The organism is Leifsonia poae (assembly GCF_020009625.1).
GTDB lineage: Bacteria > Actinomycetota > Actinomycetes > Actinomycetales > Microbacteriaceae > Leifsonia > Leifsonia poae_A.
In genome coordinates this window covers 1125578-1142555 of sequence record NZ_JAIHLP010000002.1, presented here as the reverse complement: position 1 = coordinate 1142555, position 16978 = coordinate 1125578, and the positions used below count along the sequence as shown (strand labels likewise).

Sequence of the window (16978 nt, the reverse complement as noted above, 5' to 3'; positions counted from 1 at the left end):
CCTGATCTCATCCCGATCGTCGCCCGGCGGCGAACACGCCGATTTCTGGCCTCGAGACCCGCTTCTGCCTCCCCTCGACGGAGGGCGAGAAGCGTGGGCGTGAGGGGTGTGGAGGGATGGGGGTGGCAACCCCCTGTAGGTTGGAGGCATGACCTCGTCGGCCGCTCCCGTGGTGCACGTCAGAGCACCGGGCAAGATCAACGTGTTCATGCGCGTGGGTGCTGTCATGGGCGACGGCTACCACGATGTGGCCACCGCCTATCAGGCGGTGTCGCTCTCCGAAGACGTGCGCGCGTATCCGGCCGACGACTTCTCGGTGAGCTTCAGCGGCTCGATCGACACCTCGGGGCTCGCGACCGACGGCACGAACCTGGCCATCAAGGCGGCACGGATGCTCGCCCGCAAGACCGGGTACCGGGGCGGTGTGCGGCTCGAGATCGAGAAGCATGTGCCGATCGGCGGCGGGATGGGCGGCGGCTCGGCGGATGCGGCGGCGACGCTGGTCGCCTGCGACGCGCTCTGGGGCACCGAGGCGACCAAAGACGATCTGCACGCGCTCGCGGCGCGGCTGGGGGCGGATGTGCCGTTCGCATTGGTGGGCGGAACGGCGATCGGAACCGGCCGGGGCGACCGGCTGAGCCCGGCTCTCGCGACCGGGCAGTTCCACTGGGTTCTCGCGTTGCCCGACAGTCAGTTGAGCACCCCGACGGTCTACAGCGAGCTCGACCGGCACCGTGAGCGGCACTCGCACGACATCGCGCCGGCACAGCGCAAACCCAGCGTGGACACGGCCGTGCTTCAGGCGCTGCGCGCGGGCGACCCGCACATGCTGGCCGAGTCGTTGGCGAACGATCTGCAGGCGCCGGCCATCCACCTGGCGCCCGAGATCGGCGAGGTGCTGGAGCTGGGCGAGATGAACGGCGCACTCGCTGGGATCGTCTCCGGTTCCGGGCCGACGGTGGCGTTCCTCACCCCCGACCTCGACGGCGCCCTCGACCTGCAGATCGCCTTGAGTGCAGCACGGCTGACCGCCGTGCGTGCCACGGGGCCCGTGCACGGCGCCCGCATCATCGGCGACTGACCCGCGGCTGTTTGCACACGCTGTCACGGGTGTGCGATCATTTCGGTGATCGTTTTCCGTCGACAGGAGGTGAGACCCATGAACGCAGTATCCGTTCCGGGTGCTCCCGCACTGTCCACGATCCAGCGACTGAGGTAGTCGCACCGGGGAGCGCCCACCAGGCATTTCGCGAAAGGCGACTCCCATGAACACTTCACTTCCTTCTTCTTTCTCCACGCCATCTGCGTCTTCCGCTCCAGTCGGGCGCGCGCTGGTCGTCGCCGGCGGCGGGGCCGCCGGAAACGCGTGGGCGATCGGCTTCATCGCCGGTGCCGCCGAGGCCGGCGTCGATCTGACCGAGGCCGATGTCATCATCGGCACCTCATCCGGGTCGACCGTGGCCGCCCAGATCACCAGCGGGACACCGACGGCCGATCTCTACGCCGCCATCGTCGCCGACGCGCCCAGGCCACCGGCCGGAGGGCCCAGGGCGGGGAGCGGACCGGCTCCGATCCTCTCTGGGTCCAGCTATCTTGACTGGTCGAACGACATCATCGGCTCCTCGACGGATGCCTCTGATATGCGCCGAAGGATGGGCGCGGCCGCGCTCGCGGCGGACGAGTCCGACGGCTCCGGCTCGGCACGCTGGCGGGAGACCGTCGCCGCCCGGTTGTCCAGCCATCGCTGGCCGGAGCGGCGCGTGCTGATCGTGGCCGTCGATGCCTACACCGGAGATCCCGTCGTGTTCGATCGCCACAGCGGCGTCGAGTTGGTGGACGCCGTCGCGGCGAGCACCTCGGCGATGACGCCATACCCCCTCGGCGAGTCCCGCTACATGAACGGCGGCTATCGACGCAATGAGAACGCCGACTTGGCGGCCGGCTACGACCGGGTGCTGGTGCTGTCGCCGTTCAGTGGCCGCACGCGGTATCCGTTGGAGTGGGGCATGGATCTCGCCACTCAGGTCGGTGAGCTCCGGGCCGGGGGGAGCACGGTCGAGACCGTCTTCCCCGACGGTGGCGCCGGGGACGTCTTCGACGCCAATGCGTTGGATCCGTCCACGCGTCGGCAGGCCGCTCTCGGCGGCTACGACCAGGGTCGTGCACGTGCTGCGGAGATCGCCGAACTCTGGCGGTGAGCCACGGATTACTACCCGGGGATGCCCTGAAGAGAGAATGTCGGGTGTTGAGACGATTCGTCGATTGTGAAGCGTTTCCATACTCTCCGGGGTTCGGGCATCCCGGGGTGTGATTCCACGGTAGCGAGGGGTGAACGCGGCCTCACAATCGTGGGACGAAAACCGTCAAAAATTGACGGGTTCACCGTTCGCGCAGGCGCTCGCCCTCGGCTCGGCCCGGGCGTTCAGCCGGCCGTGTGGCATCGCCGCGGCGGGGACTTCCAGCGTGGAGTCCCCGCGCGACGCTGGTCAGTTTGCGCAGATCGCGGCGCGAGGTGAGTTCCAGCTTGGCGAGGATGTTGCGCACGTGGAAGTTGACGGTGGTCACCGACACATAGAGGCGTTCGGCGATCTCTTTGTTCGTCATCCCCGCAGCGAGGGCGTGCGCCACCTGCCGTTCCCGGGTGGTGAGCGGCGCGAACGGGTCGTGGTGTTCGGCGACCTCGGCGTGCTGGCGTTCGTCGTCGGCCAGACCGTCGAGCAGACGGGTGCTGCGTGCCAGGTAGCCGGCGGCCCCGACCCGACGGAAGATCGTCGACGCGCTCTCCAGCAGCGTGCGCGCCGCGTCGCGTTGGCCGCGCGCGGCGAGCAGCCGGCCTGCGTCGAGCGACGCGACGGCGTGCGGGATGGGGAAGCGCGAGGATGCCGGATCGTCGATCGAGGCGAGGTAGGCGGCCGAGGCGCCGGTGAGGTCGCCTTCGGCCTCGCGCACTCGCCCCTCCAGCCAACCGAGGGATCCGTAGTAGGGGCGCCACGGCCGTCTCACGTCCGCGCACTGCTCATAGGCCGCACGGGCTTCGGCGGCGCGTCCGAGCGAGGCCAGGGCGTCGACCCGATAGCTGAGCCAGCCCAGCGTTGAGGCGCCGGTGGCGGCGGCCTCCGCCTCCCGGGTGGCGTCGAGTTGCGCCTCCGGCCGGCCGAGGGCGCGGGCGACCTCGGCCCGGGACAGATGCGGGATGTCGCCGTCGTACGATCCGGCGATGCTCGTGCGGGCGCGTGAGGCTGAGGCGAGCCGCTCGTCGACGGCATCGCTCTCGCCGCGGCCGGCGCGCACGAGGGTGGAGACGGTGAGTGCGATCGGCCAGGCCGAGAGGTCGGTCTCGTCGAGGGCGAGCGCCACAGCGGCGTCAGCCAGGGTGACCGACTCGTCCCACTCGCCGACCAGGAACAGCACGTGGGAGTAGATGGTGCGGGCGAAGCCGGCGGTCCAGCTCGATGGGAACTGGCGCAGCAGGGCGTTGGCGCGGGCGAGGTCGGTGCGGGCGCGGTCGATGTCGCCTGCGATCACGAAAACGCGCGCGCGGTCGACGAGCGCGTCGACGGCTGCGGGCGACGCCACTCCGTCGAGGAGCTCGTCGAGTTCGCCCACCAGCGAGCCGACGAGGTCGCTGCGGCGGGTGTGCGCCGCCGCGATCAGCGTCCAACCGAGCAGACGGATGAGGTCGTCGCGCGGTTGGGCCAGCCAACGCAGCGCCGGGTCGGCGACCTCGGCCGGGTCGGCGGGCGCTTCTGCGATGCGGCGACGCCCGATGTCGAGGTGCTCGACCACCGCGCCGAAGTCGCGCATGGCCATCAGCACCTTCGGGATGGCCTCGGACACGTGGGCGCTGATCGCCCGCTCGTCCGGTGTGGTGGCCGGCGTCGCCTCCAAGGCGAGCGCGAGGGTGAGGGCGCCGGGTACATCGCCGGTGAGGGTCCGAAGCTCCAGGAGCACCGCATCCCGCACGGTGGACGCGGGGAGGGCCTCGATGGCGGGCGCGAGGTCGAAGATGCGCTCGTGCATCCGGCTGCGCATGGCGAGCAGGCCGATCTCGAGCAGGGCGCGCTCGTGTTCGGCACCCGCGGCGGCGAGGTGCACGGCCGACCGCGCGTAGCTCATCGCTTGGTCGGCCTGGCCCCGGTCGGCGGCCAGCCTGCTCGCGGCGAGAAGCTCGGCGACGAGTGTGGGGTCGGCGGTGTCGGCGGCCTCCACCCGGTGCCGCAGCGCGCGGTGCCCGGTGAGTACCTCCGCGGCGACACGGTGGATCTCGACTCGGCGCTGCAGAGGGAGTTCGCCGGTGAGGGCGTCGGCCAGGATGGCGTGAGCCGGTTCCACCCACACGACTCCGTCGCTCTCGCTCGAACGCACCAGCCCCCGCGAGACGGCGCCCGGGATGTCGACCCGGGTGTGCAGGCGGGCGGCGACGGTTCCGAACACCGGGAGGGGGAGGGGGTCTCGCAGCACGGCGACGATAACCGCGGCTTCGCGCACCGACGCATCCGTGCCCTCGAGGGCCGAAGTGAGAGCGGTCGACAGCGGCGTGATCGCCGCGACAGGGAGGTCCCACCCTGCAGGGTGCAGAGCCGAGGCGAACGTCTCGCGCAGCTGACCGAGCAGCACACCGAGCAGCAAAGGGGACCCCTGCGTCGCCTCAGTGAGTCGCGTGGCGGTGCGCCGTGAGATGGCATGACCGAGGATGAACTGCCCGAGCTCCTGCGTGTCCGCCACCGTGAGCGGGGCGAGGTCGATGCGGGCATGGTTGGCCGTGCTCGACGCCACATCCTCGAAGAGGGAGACGACACTGTTCGGGAGCGGACGTGTGGCGGCGACGAACAGGAACGCCTGGTCGCTGAGCCGGCGCACGACGAACCGCAGGGCGCGGGCAGACGCCTCGTCCACCCACTGTGCGTCGTCGACGATCACGCAGACCGGGGAGGCGAGCCCGTCGATCGCATCGAGGAGCAGCCGGCCGATGGTTATCGGCTCGTCCGTCGGGTCGGGGGTGCGGATCCGCGTGCCGCCGTGCGCGTTCAGCCCGCGCACCAGGCGGTCCACCGTCGAATAGCTCAGATCGGATTCGAACGAGTCGGCGTGGACCCGCAGAACCGTCCACCCTTCGAGCCGGTCGGACGAATCCGCGAGCAGCGCGGTCTTGCCCAGACCGGCTTCGCCGCTGACCAGCACGGCGCCGCCCTGGCCGAGGGCCCGTCGGGCCACCAGCAGAAGAGTCTCGCGGGCGGCGTCGCGCCCGAAAAGCGGGGTCGTCGACGGCACAGCAGCTCGCTCGCTCACGTCACCAACCCCATCCCGATCGGGCGTGCGCCGCGTCGGGATCGAACGCAGACCGATCCAATAAATCCTTGCACATCACTGCGCGGGGCGGCATCACCCGTCCGAGGGGCGAGGCCGGCGGTCCCGGCCGCCGCTCGCCGCCGTGGGGCGTACGAAGCGCCCAGGTCTTCTCTATAGCCTTGTTCCCATGGCACATCTATTGGGGGCGGAAGCCCTGCATCTCGAGTACCCGACGAAAGTCGTCTTCGATTCGGTGACTCTGGGAGTGAACGAGGGCGACCGCGTCGGCATCGTCGGACGCAACGGCGACGGCAAGTCGAGCCTGCTCGCCATGCTGGCCGGTCGCCGTCAGCCCGACTCGGGGCGTGTCACCGCGCGTAAAGGCGTCCGCATGGGCGTGCTCGACCAGGCCGACACTCTCGACGAGGCGCAGACGGTCGCCGAGGCCGTCGTGGGAGACGCCCCCGAATACGAGTGGGCCGGGGATGCGCGCACCCGCGACGTGATCCGCGGGCTCCTCGCTGACATCCCCTGGGATGCGCCGCTCGCACCTCTCAGCGGCGGGCAGCGCCGCCGGGTCGCGCTGGCCGCCCTGCTCGTCGGCGAATGGGACATCCTCGCCCTCGATGAGCCGACCAACCATTTGGACGTCGAAGCGATCACCTGGCTCGCCGCGCATCTGAAGCAGCGCTGGTCGGCGAACTCCGGTGGACTGCTCGTCGTCACCCACGACCGGTGGTTCCTCGACGAGATCTCCACCGCCACCTGGGAGGTGCACGACCGCATCGTCGAGCCGTTCGAGGGTGGCTATGCGGCGTACATCCTGCAGCGCGTCGAGCGGGACAGGATGAGCGCGACGATGGAAGCGAAACGGCAGAACCTCGCCCGCAAAGAGCTCGCCTGGCTTCGCCGCGGAGCGCCCGCGCGCAGCACGAAACCCAAGTTCCGCATCGACGCGGCGAACCAGCTCATCGAGGATGTGCCGGAGATCCGCGACACGGTGTCGCTGCAGTCGCTGGCGGTGTCGCGCCTCGGCAAAGATGTGGTCGACCTCCTGGACGCCTCCGTCAGCTACGACGACAAGACCGTGCTGCGCGACGTGGAGTGGCGCATCGCCCCCGGGGAGCGCACCGGCATCCTCGGGGTGAACGGCGCCGGGAAGTCGACGCTGCTCGGACTCGTCGGCGGCACCGTGCATCCGACGTCCGGTCGTGTCAAACGGGGCAAGACGGTGAAAGTCGCCACCCTCACCCAGCGACTCGACGAACTCGAAGACCACCTGACCTCGCCTGTGCGCACCGTCATCTCGAATCTGCGCACGAGCTACACGATCGGATCCGGTTCGAAAGCACAGGAGCTCACGCCGGGTCAGCTGCTGGAGCAGCTCGGGTTCACCTCCGCCCAGCTCTCCACACCGGTCAAAGACCTCTCCGGCGGCCAGAAACGCCGCCTGCAGCTCTTGCTGATCCTGCTCGACCAGCCGAATGTGCTCATCCTGGACGAGCCGACGAACGACCTCGACACCGATATGCTCGCGGCGATCGAAGACCTGCTCGACTCCTGGCCCGGCACCCTGCTCGTGGTCTCCCACGACCGCTACTTCCTGGAGCGGGTGACCGACCAGCAGTATGCGATCCTCGACGGCAAGCTGCGCCACCTTCCCGGCGGAGTGGATGAGTACCTGCGGCTGCGAGTCCTGCAGGAATCGACCCCCGCTGCAGTGACGTCGGCCGCAGGTTCCGCCGCCGCCCCGGCCGCGCCCCGGCTGGGCAGCGCCGAACTGCGCTCCGCCCAGAAGGAGCTCGCCTCCCTGGAGCGACGGCTCGGCAAGCTGCAGAGCCAGATCGACGCCTCGAAGACGGCGCTCGCCGAACACGACCAATCCGACTACCTGGGCTTGGCGGCGAAGACCGAGGCGATCGGCACGGTGGAGCGCGAGGCCGAAGACCTCGAACTCCGCTGGTTCGAGCTCACCGAACTGATCGGCTGACCACGGAATCATCCCGCCCCGCGCGAACCGGCGGCGCGCCGTCGGAAAAGCCCGACAGAGGTTGCCGATCGTTCCGGGCGGCCGGAGGATGAGTGCATGCCCACCCACGAGGTCACCAATCAGCCGCCGCCGAGGGTCGACGTCGACGAGTTCGCCGCAAACATCCCGCTGGTCGAGGCCGTCGAACGCAGCGCGGCCTGGGCACTGACGGAGCTCGGCGAGGTCGGTCGGCTGGTGGGGAGCGCCCGGTTCCAGGAGGATGCCGTGCGGGCCAGCGTGAACGAGCCCGTGCTGCGTGCGTTCGACCGCTGGGGTGATCGGGTGGACGAGGTCGACTACGATCCGTCGTATCACCGCGTGATCGCCGAGGCCGTTGCGGCCGGTGCGCACACCTCGGCGTGGGCGCATCCGCGAGCCGGGGCGAATGCCGCTCGGGCCGCGACGTTCATGCTGTTCGCCCAGGTCGAGCCGGGGCACGCCTGCCCCGTGTCGATGACCCACGCGGCGGTGCCCGCGTTGGCGGCGTCCCCGCAGCTCGCCGCCGAGTGGCTGCCACGTCTGATGAGTCGTGAATACGACGGTCGCCTGGCCGCGGGCAAGACATCCGCGCTCTTCGGCATGGCAATGACCGAGAAACAGGGCGGCTCGGATGTGCGGGCCAACACCACCCGCGCGGTGGCGCTGGGCGACGGCCGATACTCCCTCACCGGGCACAAATGGTTCTGCTCCGCGCCCATGTCAGACGGCTTCCTGGTTCTCGCGCAGGCGGATGCGGGCCTGAGCTGCTTCCTGGTTCCCCGCGTGCTGGAAGACGGGACGCGCAACGTCTTCCTCCTGCAGCGACTCAAAGACAAACTCGGCAACCGGTCGAATGCGTCGAGTGAAGTCGAGTTCGACGGCACGACCGGGCACCTCCTCGGCGAGGAGGGACGGGGTGTGCGCACCATCCTCGAAATGGTGAATCGCACCCGGCTCGACTGCATTTTCGGCAGCGCCGCCGGGATGCGGCAGTGCGTCGCCGAGGCCGCCTGGCACGTTCGGCACCGCCGGGCGTTCGGAAAGCTTCTCGTCGACCAGCCGGCCATGGAGGCCGTGCTCGCCGACCTCTCTCTCGAATCGGAGGCTGCGACCGCCGTTGCGCTGCGCCTCGCCCGCGCGCACGACGACGACGCCCCCGACAGCGATCGTGCGTTCCGCCGGCTGGCGACGGCTGTCACCAAGTATTGGGTGTGCAAACGAGGGCCGGGCCACGCCTACGAGGCGATGGAATGTCTCGGAGGGAACGGCTACACCGAGGCGTTCCCGCTCGCCCGCCGCTACCGCGAACAGCCGGTGATGGCCGTCTGGGAGGGTTCGGGCACGGTGATCGCGCTCGACGTGCTGCGGGCGCTCACCCGCGAACCCGCCAGCGCCGAGGCCTTCGACCTGGAGCTCGAGGCGGCCCGCGGCATCCATCCCCTGTTCGACGCCCACCACGATCGTGTGCGCGCCCGACTGCGGGAGCTGCCCGCCCTCGAGCCGGCGGATGCTCAGGCGACCGTGCGCTCGCTCGTCGCCGCGCTGGCCGTCGCCCTACAGGCCTCGCTGCTGTTGCGCCACGCTCCGTCGGCCGTCGGGGAGGCGTTCGCCGTCACGCGCCTCGGCCCCGACCGCGGTGCGCAGTACGGCGAGTTGCCTTCGGGTGTGCCGACACGCTCCCTGCTCGCCCGCGCGTGACCCACCTCCCCGACTTCCCCGCACGGTTCTTGCCGGGCGAGCGCGGGCGGATCAGGAGGGGTCAGGAGGAGGAGGCTCCGATGGCGAGGTAGAACTGGGAGGTGGCTTTGCGGTTGTAGGCGGCGTAATCGAAGGCGCTGGCCGGTACGTCGCCGCGGAGGAACGCCTCCAGGCCGTCGGCCACTCCGCGGTCGCTCTGCGGAACGACCAGGCCGGATCCGGCGGGGAGCGCGTTCTTGGCGGAGGCGAACTCCACGGTGACGATCGGGAGGCCGAGCACGAGCGCCTCGAGGATGACCATCGGCTGACCCTCGTAGTCGCTTGAGAGCACGAAGCAGTCTGCGCGGGCCATGATCGCATGCGGATTCCGCTGCATGCCCGTGAGGAAAACTGAGCCCTCGAGGTTCAGCGAGGCGATCAGCTTCAACAGGTCGCCCTCCAAGGGGCCGGAACCGACGATCACCAAACGCGTAGCGGGGTGCACGGCGTGCACCTCGGCGAAGGCGCGCACCAGCCGGGACTGGTTCTTCTCGGGGGAGAGCCGACCGACGTTGACGAAGGTGGTGACGTCGTCGTCGGCGAGCAGGGCTTCGGCCCAGTCGGGAACCGTTCCGGTCTCCTCGTCGAAGGTGATCTTGTGCAGATCCGCCTTCGCGTTCTCGAGGATGTGATCGGCGTCGACCGTGTTCAGTGCGGCGACGAACGTGCCGGGTTCGGCGTACTCGGCGAGCGCTTCCCGGTTGATCTCGGCGAGCGTGGGAGAGACGGAGACCAGGTGGTCGAACTGCGGGTACAGGCTGAACAGCTGCGTGAGGCTGTGCAGCATCCGCTTTTCGCCACCCACCTCGCGGTGCGCGTCGGCCGCGAGATCGTTGTGCAGCCAGATCGATCGCTCCGCGGGTGGGGAGTGCAGCAACAGGGCGGCCCAGAACGGTCCGTACCCGGAGAAGTCGACCACGTAGTCGAACCGGCTGTCGCCGAAGCAACGGTTCCACTCGTCGTCCCACAACTTGTTCTGCGAGGGAACGACGCCGTGGTCGGCGATCCGGCCACGCCGATAGTGGAGGTGCCGCGCGAGCTGCCGGACTTTGGCGCCGTTCATGCCGCCGACCCGCGGGAACTGGCGCACAGCGGGATGGACCTGCTGCTGCTTGGCGATCGTGGCCTGCGAGCGGCTCTGGGCGAAGAACGCCGACACGTCGTAGCGCGTGTGGTCGATGTTGTTGAGCAGGTTGAGGGCCGACGTCGTGATGCCGTTGGGGCGCATCCCGCCGAGGTAGAGCAGGATCGAGGCCCGTCCGTCGTCGGCGAGGTCGGTGCGGGTCCGGTAGCCCTCCCGCACCCCGCGGAAGACGATGTCGACCACGCGCGCGGCGGCATCCCCGTCTTCGTGGGGGGTGAAGCGTCGTTGCATCGCCACGTAGCGTTCGCCCCAGGCCGCGGGCACCCTGTCGCCGTCGGCGGCGATACGGGCGAGCTCCTCGCCGATCTCGCGCGCCGAAGCATGCGCCGGCCCCGGCCACTCCTCCGGCTCGAAGTAGAGGCCGCGCGTGCCGACGTAGTCGGCGAGATCCGGCGTGAAGAACAGGATGGGACGCCCGGTCTGCAGGAAGTCGAAGAAGATGCTCGAGTAGTCCGTGATCAGTGTGTCGGTGACCCCGAGCACGATATTCGTCGGGATCTCGTTCGGCACCAGCATCCGCTTCAGCTCCGGGCGGTGCTTGGCGAGGGAGTGGACGATCTGGTGCGTCTTCAGCAGCACCACGTACCGGCTCGTGTCGATGTGCGCCTCGATCGTGGCGATGTGCTCGAGGATCTCGTCGAGGTCGTCGGTGGGGCGACCGAACGAGGCGCCCTTCCAGGTGGGCGCGTAGAGGATCACCTTGCGGTCGCCGAGCGGGACGCCGGCGCGGTGCAGACGCTCCAGGGCGGCTGCACGCCCCGCGTCGTCGAGGAACTGCCGGTCGATGCGCGGGTAGCCCTCTTCAACGATGGTGCCCCGATAGATCCCGGTGAGCTTGTACGCGCTCTCGTACATCTGATCGGCCATGAACGCATTCGCGGCGAGCAGATAGTCGGCGGCCACGAAGTTGCGCACGATGTTCGCCGTGGCGAGAGCGCCGTCGTCGATGTCGTAGCCCATTCGCTTCAGCGGTGTTCCGTGCCAGGTGTTCAGATAGACCTGTCCGGGGCGTTTGCCGAAGTCGGGAGGGAACGTCGCGTTGTTCACGAGGTACTGACTGGTCGCGAGTGCCCGGTAGTACGCGGCCGAGCCGTACCGCACGAACGTCACCCGAGGGTCGTTCGCGAATTCCTCGACCGCGGCGCGGTACTGGTGCAGATCTGACAACGCCCAGATGTGGGTGAGGTGGGAGAGATCCGGGGCGGCGAGGAGCTCGCGGAAGATCGCCTCGGGATTGTCGAGCATCCCGTTGCCGGAGAACGATTCGTAGAGAACCGATCCGACGACGAGGGGCCGACGGCGCCAGTACGCGTGGATTTCGAACCGTGCTGCGCGTTTGACCCGGGACGGCAGGCGTTTCAGGCGGGAGAGTCTCATCACGGCCGATTTTATGTGAGCCGGATAACGGGCACCTGTGAGCGCTCTTTGCGGAGTCTCTGCGGGGAACTCCTACGACTCCTCATCGAAGTCGAGGCTGAGTTTGCGCAGCAGCACCGCGAGACGTTCCTGGTCGGTGGGGGAGAGCGAGGAGAGGAGGTCGGATTCGGCATCGACCAGGCGGGTGATCGCGGCATCCACCCGGCTGAGCCCCTGCGGGGTCATCTGCACGAGGATGCCGCGGCCGTCGTTGGGGTCGGTGCGCCGGTGCACGAGGCCGCGGGAGACGAGACGGTCGATGCGATTGGTCATCGTTCCGCTGGAGACCAGCGTCTGCTGGAGCAGGGCCTTCGGGCTCAGCTGGTAGGGCGCACCGGCGCGGCGGAGAGCGGCGAGCACGTCGAACTCCCACGACTCGAGGTCGGAGCGGTCGAAGGCCGTGCGGCGGGCGCGGTCGAGGTGGCGCGCGAGCCGGGCCACGCGGGAGAGCACTTGCAGCGGCGAGAAGTCCAGGTCGGGGCGTTCGCGCAGCCAGGAGTCAACGATGCGGTCGACCTCGTCGTGTGCGTCAGGCATCTTCCCATGCTATTTCGTCGGGCGGGTGACCGATGGTCTGGCAAACTGGGTGTGTGCGCCGGCTGTTCTCCGGCGCGGTCCGCCTTGGTGTAATGGCAGCACGACAGCCTTTGGAGCTGTTAGGTCTAGGTTCGAGTCCTGGAGGCGGAGCGGAAGAGTCGTCAACCCCAGGAGAGACATGACCGACAAGAACCTCGCCATCGTCGTCCTCGCGGCCGGCCAGGGAACCCGGATGAAGTCCGCCACTCCGAAGCTCTTGCACCCTCTCGCCGGCGTGCCGATCGTCGGCCATGTGCTCGCGACCGTGGAGGAGCTGGACGCGGCGCACGTGATCTCGGTGGTGCGGTTCGAGCGCGACAAGCTTGTCGAGGTCATCTCGGCCGACCTTCCCGAGAGCGTGATCGTCGATCAGGATGAGGTCCCTGGCACCGGCCGTGCCGTCGAGCTCGCCGTCGCCGCGCTGCCCGCCGACTTCAGCGGGGATGTGCTGGTGGTCAACGGCGATGTTCCGTTGCTCGACGCCGAGACGCTGCGCGGCCTCATCGCGACACACCGGTCGGGCTCGGCCGCGGCCACCATCCTCTCCTCCTTTCCCGCCGACGCCGCCGGCTACGGGCGCATCGTGCGCACGGATGCCGGCCACCTCGATCGCATCGTGGAGCACAAAGATGCGAACGAAGCCGAGCGCGCCATCGGCGAGATCAACGCGGGAATCTACCTCTTCGGGCTGGCTCAATTGCGCGATCAGCTCGCCGCCCTCACCACCGACAACGCGCAGGGCGAGAAATACCTCACCGATGTGATCGGATTGCTGCGGACGGCGGGCTTCGACGTCGATGCCCTGCCCGTTGCGGAGTCGTGGCTCGTCGAGGGCATCAACGACCGCGCCCAGCTGAGCGACGCGGCGGCCAGGCTCAACGCCTTGCTCGTGCGCACCTGGCAGCTCGCCGGCGTGACGGTGCAAGACCCGGCCACCACCTGGATCGACGTGAAGGCGAAGCTCGCCCCGGATGTCACCCTGCTGCCCGGCACGCAGATCCGCGGGGCGACCGTGGTCGAGTCCGGCGCCGAGATCGGCCCGGACACGACGCTGGTCGACTGCGAGATCGGTGCGGGCGCAACCGTGAAACGCACGGATGCGACCCTCGCGGTCATCGGGGCCGGCGCCACGGTCGGCCCATTCGCCTACCTGCGCCCGGGAACGGTCCTGGGCGCCGACGGAAAGATCGGAACGTTCGTCGAGACGAAGAACGCCACGATCGGAGCCGGCACGAAGCTCGCGCATTTCAACTACGTGGGTGATGCGACGGTGGGCGAGAAGACGAACCTCGGGGCCGGGGTGATCACCGCCAACTACGACGGGGTGAACAAACACCGCACCGAGATCGGGTCGCATGTGCGGGCCAGCACGAACACCGTGTTCGTCGCGCCCGTTAGGATGGGTGACGGAGCGTACACCGGAGCCGGAACCGTCGTCCGCAAGGACGTCCCGGCGGGAGCGCTCGCCCTCACGGTGGCTCCACAACGCAACATCGAAGGTTGGGTCGCGCAGAAGCGACCGGGCACCGACGCCGCCAAAGCTGCGGAAGAGAGCGGAGAGTAAGTGTCAGGGATCACCACCACCGGACAGAAACGCCTAGTTCTGATTTCGGGGCGTGCACATCCCGCCCTCGCCGAGCAGATCGCCGAGCACCTCGGCAGCGAGCTCGTGCCGACCGATTCGCGCACGTTTGCGAACGGCGAGATCTACGCTCGGTTCGATGAGAGCGTGCGCGGCTCGGATGCGTTCGTCATCCAGTCGCACACCTCGCCGATCAACGAGTGGCTGATGGAACAGCTGATCATGGTGGATGCGCTGAAGCGCGCCTCCGCGAAACGCATCACCGTCGTCGCCCCGTTCTATCCGTATGCCCGGCAAGACAAGAAGGGCCGTGGCCGCGAGCCGATCTCGGCCCGCCTGGTCGCCGATCTCTTCAAGGCAGCCGGCGCCGACCGCATCATGTCGATCGACCTGCACGCCGCGCAGATCCAGGGTTTCTTCGACGGACCCGTCGACCACCTCTTCGCCATGCCGGTGCTGCTCGAGCACATGCGCAAGGAGCTCGACCCGTCGACACTCACCGTCGTCTCGCCGGACATGGGCCGTGTGCGCGTCGCCGACAACTGGAGCGACAAGCTCGGCGTGCCGCTGGCGATCATCCACAAACGCCGCGACCCGCTGGTGCCCAACCAGGTTTCGGTCCATGAGATCGTCGGAGAGGTCAAGGGCCGTGTCTGCCTGCTCGTCGACGATCTCATCGACACGGGTCGCACCATCGTGAAGGCCGCTGAGGCGCTCAAGGCCAACGGTGCGATCGGTGTCGTCGTCGCCGCGACGCACGCGGTGTTCAGCGACCCTGCGGTCGAGCTGTTGCAGAGCGACTCCATCGACTCGGTGGTCGTCACCGACACGCTCCCGCTGCCGGAGCACAAGCAGTTCGAGAAGCTCACGATCCTGCCGATCGCGCCGCTGCTGGCCAGCGCGATCCAACAGGTCTTCACCGACGGCTCCGTCACGTCGATGTTCGACGGCGCCGCCTGAACCCATCTGCCTGAACCCACCTGCCTGAACCCTGTTGAGGGGCGGCACACACATCGATCCGAGCCGGATTTCGATGCGTGTGCCGCCCCTCAACGGCGTTCAGAGGCGATGAGGGGTCGAGGGGATGAGGCCGAGGGGTGCGACGAAGGTGCTGTCGCCTTCGGTGTTGAGGGCGTAGCACTGCCACCCGGGCCCGGCCGGACCGAAGAGGTCGAAGGTCGCCGACGACGAGTTCGCGTTCGGTGCGTAGTGGGCGACGTACACAGCGCAGGTGTTCCCGGCGGTGGTGGCCGCGATGCTGACGGTGACGAGAACGCCGGGCAGGATCAGCGCCACGAGGCCGAGCACGACGACCACGCGCATCGCGATCATGCGCCGCGGCCCGTGCAGGGGAGACTGCATCGGCTCGTACCCGGCGAGTTCGGGATGGTCGTCTGACGTCACGCTCTCGAGTCTCTGCCCTGCCGCCCGCCCTCGCAACCCGCCGCCGGTCTCTTCCCCTCTCGCCTCCATCTGTCGAGTCCGCAAAGAATCAGGCCGGACACGGCGCGTCGGCTGATTCTGTGCGGACTCGACAGGTGGATGGGGGAGCTCGACTAGTGGGTGGAGGGGTCGGTCTCGATCTCGGTGCGGTCGGCGGACCAGAGGGTGTGGAAGGTGCCGTCCTTGTCGACGCGCTTGTAGGTGTGGGCTCCGAAGAAGTCGCGCTGGCCCTGCACGAGGGCGGCGGGCAGGCGCTTCACCGCGAGCGAATCGTAGTAGCTGAGGGCGGCGCCGAAGCCGGGGATCGGCACCCCGGAGAGGGCGGCGGTCGCCACGACGCGACGCCAAGCGGCCTCGCCTTCGGCGACGGCCTGGGCGAAGTACGGCGCCTCGAGCAACGTGGCGATGTCCGGGTTCTCGTCGTAGGCGTCGGCGATGCGGTTGAGGAACTGGGCGCGGATGATGCAGCCGCCGCGCCAGATCTTGGCGATCTTGTCTTTGTTGATCTGCCAGCCGTACTTCTCGGCGCCGGCGATGATCGCGTCGAAGCCCTGCGCATATGCGACGACCTTCGACGCGTAGAGCGCCTTGGAGACGTCGTCGGCGAACGACGGGTTGACGGACTGCACCTCAGGGCGCGAGGTGACGACGTTCTGTACGGCTGCACGCTGCGCCGGCTTCGATGAGACGGCCCGGGCGAACACGGCCTCGGCGATCCCGCCGACCGGGATGCCCAGGTCGAGGGCGTTCTGCACGGTCCAGACCCCGGTGCCTTTGCTGCCGGCTTGGTCCAGCACGATGTCGACGAACGGCTTGCCCGTCTCGGCATCGACCTGGCGGAGAACCTCGGCGGTGATCTCGATCAGGTACGACTCGAGGTATCCCTTGTTCCATTCGCCGAAGACGTCGGCGATGGCGGCCGGCTCCAGCCCGCCGACCGTGCGCAGCAGGTCGTAGGCCTCGGCGATGAGCTGCATGTCGGCGTACTCGATGCCGTTGTGGATCATCTTGACGAAGTGGCCGGCACCGTCCGTTCCGACGTGGGTGACGCAGGGCTCGCCCTCGGCGACCGCGGCGATCGAGGAGAGGATGGGGCCAAGCGTCTTGTACGACTCCACCGAGCCGCCGGGCATGATCGACGGGCCTTTGAGGGCACCCTCCTCGCCGCCGGAGATGCCGGCGCCGACGAAGTGGATGCCGCTCGGCGAGATGCGCTTCTCGCGCTCGATGGTGTCGTGGAAGTTGGCGTTGCCGCCGTCGACGATGATGTCGCCCGGCTCGAACCGCTCGGTGAGCTGCTCGATCACCGCATCCGTACCGGCGCCGGCCTGGACCATGATGATCGCGGTGCGCGGTTTCGCCAGCGACGCCACGAACTCGTCGATGGTCTCGCTCGCCACGAAGCCGGCCTCGGGATGCTCGGTGATGAGTTCCTCCGTGCGCGCGTACGTGCGGTTGTAGACGGCGACGGTGTTGCCCTCGCGCGAGGCGAGGTTGCGGGCGAGGTTCGACCCCATCACCGCCAGACCGACGACACCGATATTGGCTGCAGCTTCGTTCGACACAGAACGCTCCTTCATGGGGCTGGTTCGACGGACGGGCGTCCGTCGGGGAAATTGTGGGGGACGACAGGGGGCTGGTTCACCTGCGTGGGTCCTGTCGCCGGGTGCGGCCTCGACCCGCAGGCCGGTCACGTCGGCCGGCGTTGTGGGCGGCGGCGTGGTCGCGGCTGGTTTGTGGGTGTGCGTGAGTCGAGCAGACGACTACCAGCGTAGCCTCCGCC

The 16978-nt window shown here is 68.8% G+C and carries 11 protein-coding genes and 1 tRNA gene; 7 read left to right on the top strand and 5 right to left on the bottom strand.

What is annotated here, in order from left to right:
- The first annotated feature begins 148 nt into the window (after positions 1-148).
- Positions 149-1081 carry a 4-(cytidine 5'-diphospho)-2-C-methyl-D-erythritol kinase gene (locus tag K5L49_RS06105; RefSeq protein ID WP_223691169.1) on the top strand — a complete coding sequence of 311 codons (933 nt, stop codon included), beginning with the start codon at positions 149-151 and terminating at the stop codon, positions 1079-1081.
- Between the two features lie 184 nt (positions 1082-1265).
- Positions 1266-2198, top strand: a complete 933-nt coding sequence (locus K5L49_RS06100; protein ID WP_223691167.1) for a patatin-like phospholipase family protein — start codon at positions 1266-1268, stop codon at positions 2196-2198.
- 181 nt (positions 2199-2379) lie between these two features.
- Here K5L49_RS06100 and K5L49_RS06095 read toward each other — a convergent pair whose 3' ends face one another.
- Positions 2380-5289 carry a helix-turn-helix transcriptional regulator gene (locus K5L49_RS06095; RefSeq protein ID WP_223691166.1) on the bottom strand — a complete coding sequence of 970 codons (2910 nt, stop codon included), beginning with the start codon at positions 5287-5289 and terminating at the stop codon, positions 2380-2382.
- A 187-nt stretch (positions 5290-5476) separates the two neighbouring features.
- On the opposite strand from K5L49_RS06095, the gene K5L49_RS06090 reads away from it, so the two are divergent.
- Positions 5477-7279: an ABC-F family ATP-binding cassette domain-containing protein gene (locus K5L49_RS06090; RefSeq protein ID WP_223691165.1), complete on the top strand. Its 1803-nt coding sequence runs from the start codon at positions 5477-5479 to the stop codon at positions 7277-7279.
- Between the two features lie 96 nt (positions 7280-7375).
- On the top strand, positions 7376-8995 hold the full coding sequence (locus K5L49_RS06085) for an acyl-CoA dehydrogenase family protein (protein ID WP_223691164.1): 1620 nt from the start codon (positions 7376-7378) through the stop codon (positions 8993-8995).
- 61 nt (positions 8996-9056) lie between these two features.
- Here K5L49_RS06085 and K5L49_RS06080 read toward each other — a convergent pair whose 3' ends face one another.
- Both K5L49_RS06080 and K5L49_RS06075 read right to left on the bottom strand, forming a co-directional pair.
- On the bottom strand, positions 9057-11555 hold the full coding sequence (locus K5L49_RS06080; protein ID WP_223691163.1) for a glycosyltransferase: 2499 nt from the start codon (positions 11553-11555) through the stop codon (positions 9057-9059).
- A 72-nt stretch (positions 11556-11627) separates the two neighbouring features.
- Complete coding sequence (locus K5L49_RS06075; RefSeq protein WP_223691162.1) at positions 11628-12131, bottom strand: MarR family winged helix-turn-helix transcriptional regulator; 504 nt, start codon at positions 12129-12131, stop codon at positions 11628-11630.
- Between the two features lie 78 nt (positions 12132-12209).
- Here K5L49_RS06075 and K5L49_RS06070 point away from each other — a divergent pair.
- From K5L49_RS06070 to K5L49_RS06060, 3 genes are all read left to right on the top strand, one after another.
- Positions 12210-12281, top strand: a tRNA-Gln gene (locus tag K5L49_RS06070).
- Positions 12282-12309: 28 nt separating this feature from the next.
- Positions 12310-13734, top strand: coding sequence for a bifunctional UDP-N-acetylglucosamine diphosphorylase/glucosamine-1-phosphate N-acetyltransferase GlmU (gene glmU / locus K5L49_RS06065; protein WP_223691161.1), 1425 nt, complete (start codon positions 12310-12312; stop codon positions 13732-13734).
- The gene (locus K5L49_RS06060; RefSeq protein WP_223691159.1) at positions 13735-14712 is read left to right on the top strand and encodes a ribose-phosphate diphosphokinase; all 978 of its coding nucleotides are present in this window, start codon (positions 13735-13737) and stop codon (positions 14710-14712) included.
- A gap of 99 nt (positions 14713-14811) precedes the next feature.
- Here the strand turns inward: K5L49_RS06060 and K5L49_RS06055 are convergent, their stop codons facing one another.
- Both K5L49_RS06055 and gndA read right to left on the bottom strand, forming a co-directional pair.
- On the bottom strand, positions 14812-15156 hold the full coding sequence (locus tag K5L49_RS06055) for a hypothetical protein (protein WP_223691157.1): 345 nt from the start codon (positions 15154-15156) through the stop codon (positions 14812-14814).
- 152 nt (positions 15157-15308) lie between these two features.
- Positions 15309-16775 carry an NADP-dependent phosphogluconate dehydrogenase gene (gndA, locus tag K5L49_RS06050; protein ID WP_223691155.1) on the bottom strand — a complete coding sequence of 489 codons (1467 nt, stop codon included), beginning with the start codon at positions 16773-16775 and terminating at the stop codon, positions 15309-15311.
- Between the last annotated feature and the right edge of the window lie 203 nt (positions 16776-16978).

Coding starts and splice junctions, on each gene's coding strand:
- K5L49_RS06105 (WP_223691169.1), top strand. CDS start 149: ATGACCTCGTCGGCCGCTCCCGTGGTGCACGTCAGAGCACCGGGCAAG.
- K5L49_RS06100 (WP_223691167.1), top strand. CDS start 1,266: ATGAACACTTCACTTCCTTCTTCTTTCTCCACGCCATCTGCGTCTTCC.
- K5L49_RS06090 (WP_223691165.1), top strand. CDS start 5,477: ATGGCACATCTATTGGGGGCGGAAGCCCTGCATCTCGAGTACCCGACG.
- K5L49_RS06085 (WP_223691164.1), top strand. CDS start 7,376: ATGCCCACCCACGAGGTCACCAATCAGCCGCCGCCGAGGGTCGACGTC.
- K5L49_RS06080 (WP_223691163.1), bottom strand. CDS start 11,555: ATGAGACTCTCCCGCCTGAAACGCCTGCCGTCCCGGGTCAAACGCGCA.
- K5L49_RS06075 (WP_223691162.1), bottom strand. CDS start 12,131: ATGCCTGACGCACACGACGAGGTCGACCGCATCGTTGACTCCTGGCTG.
- glmU (WP_223691161.1), top strand. CDS start 12,310: ATGACCGACAAGAACCTCGCCATCGTCGTCCTCGCGGCCGGCCAGGGA.
- gndA (WP_223691155.1), bottom strand. CDS start 16,775: ATGAAGGAGCGTTCTGTGTCGAACGAAGCTGCAGCCAATATCGGTGTC.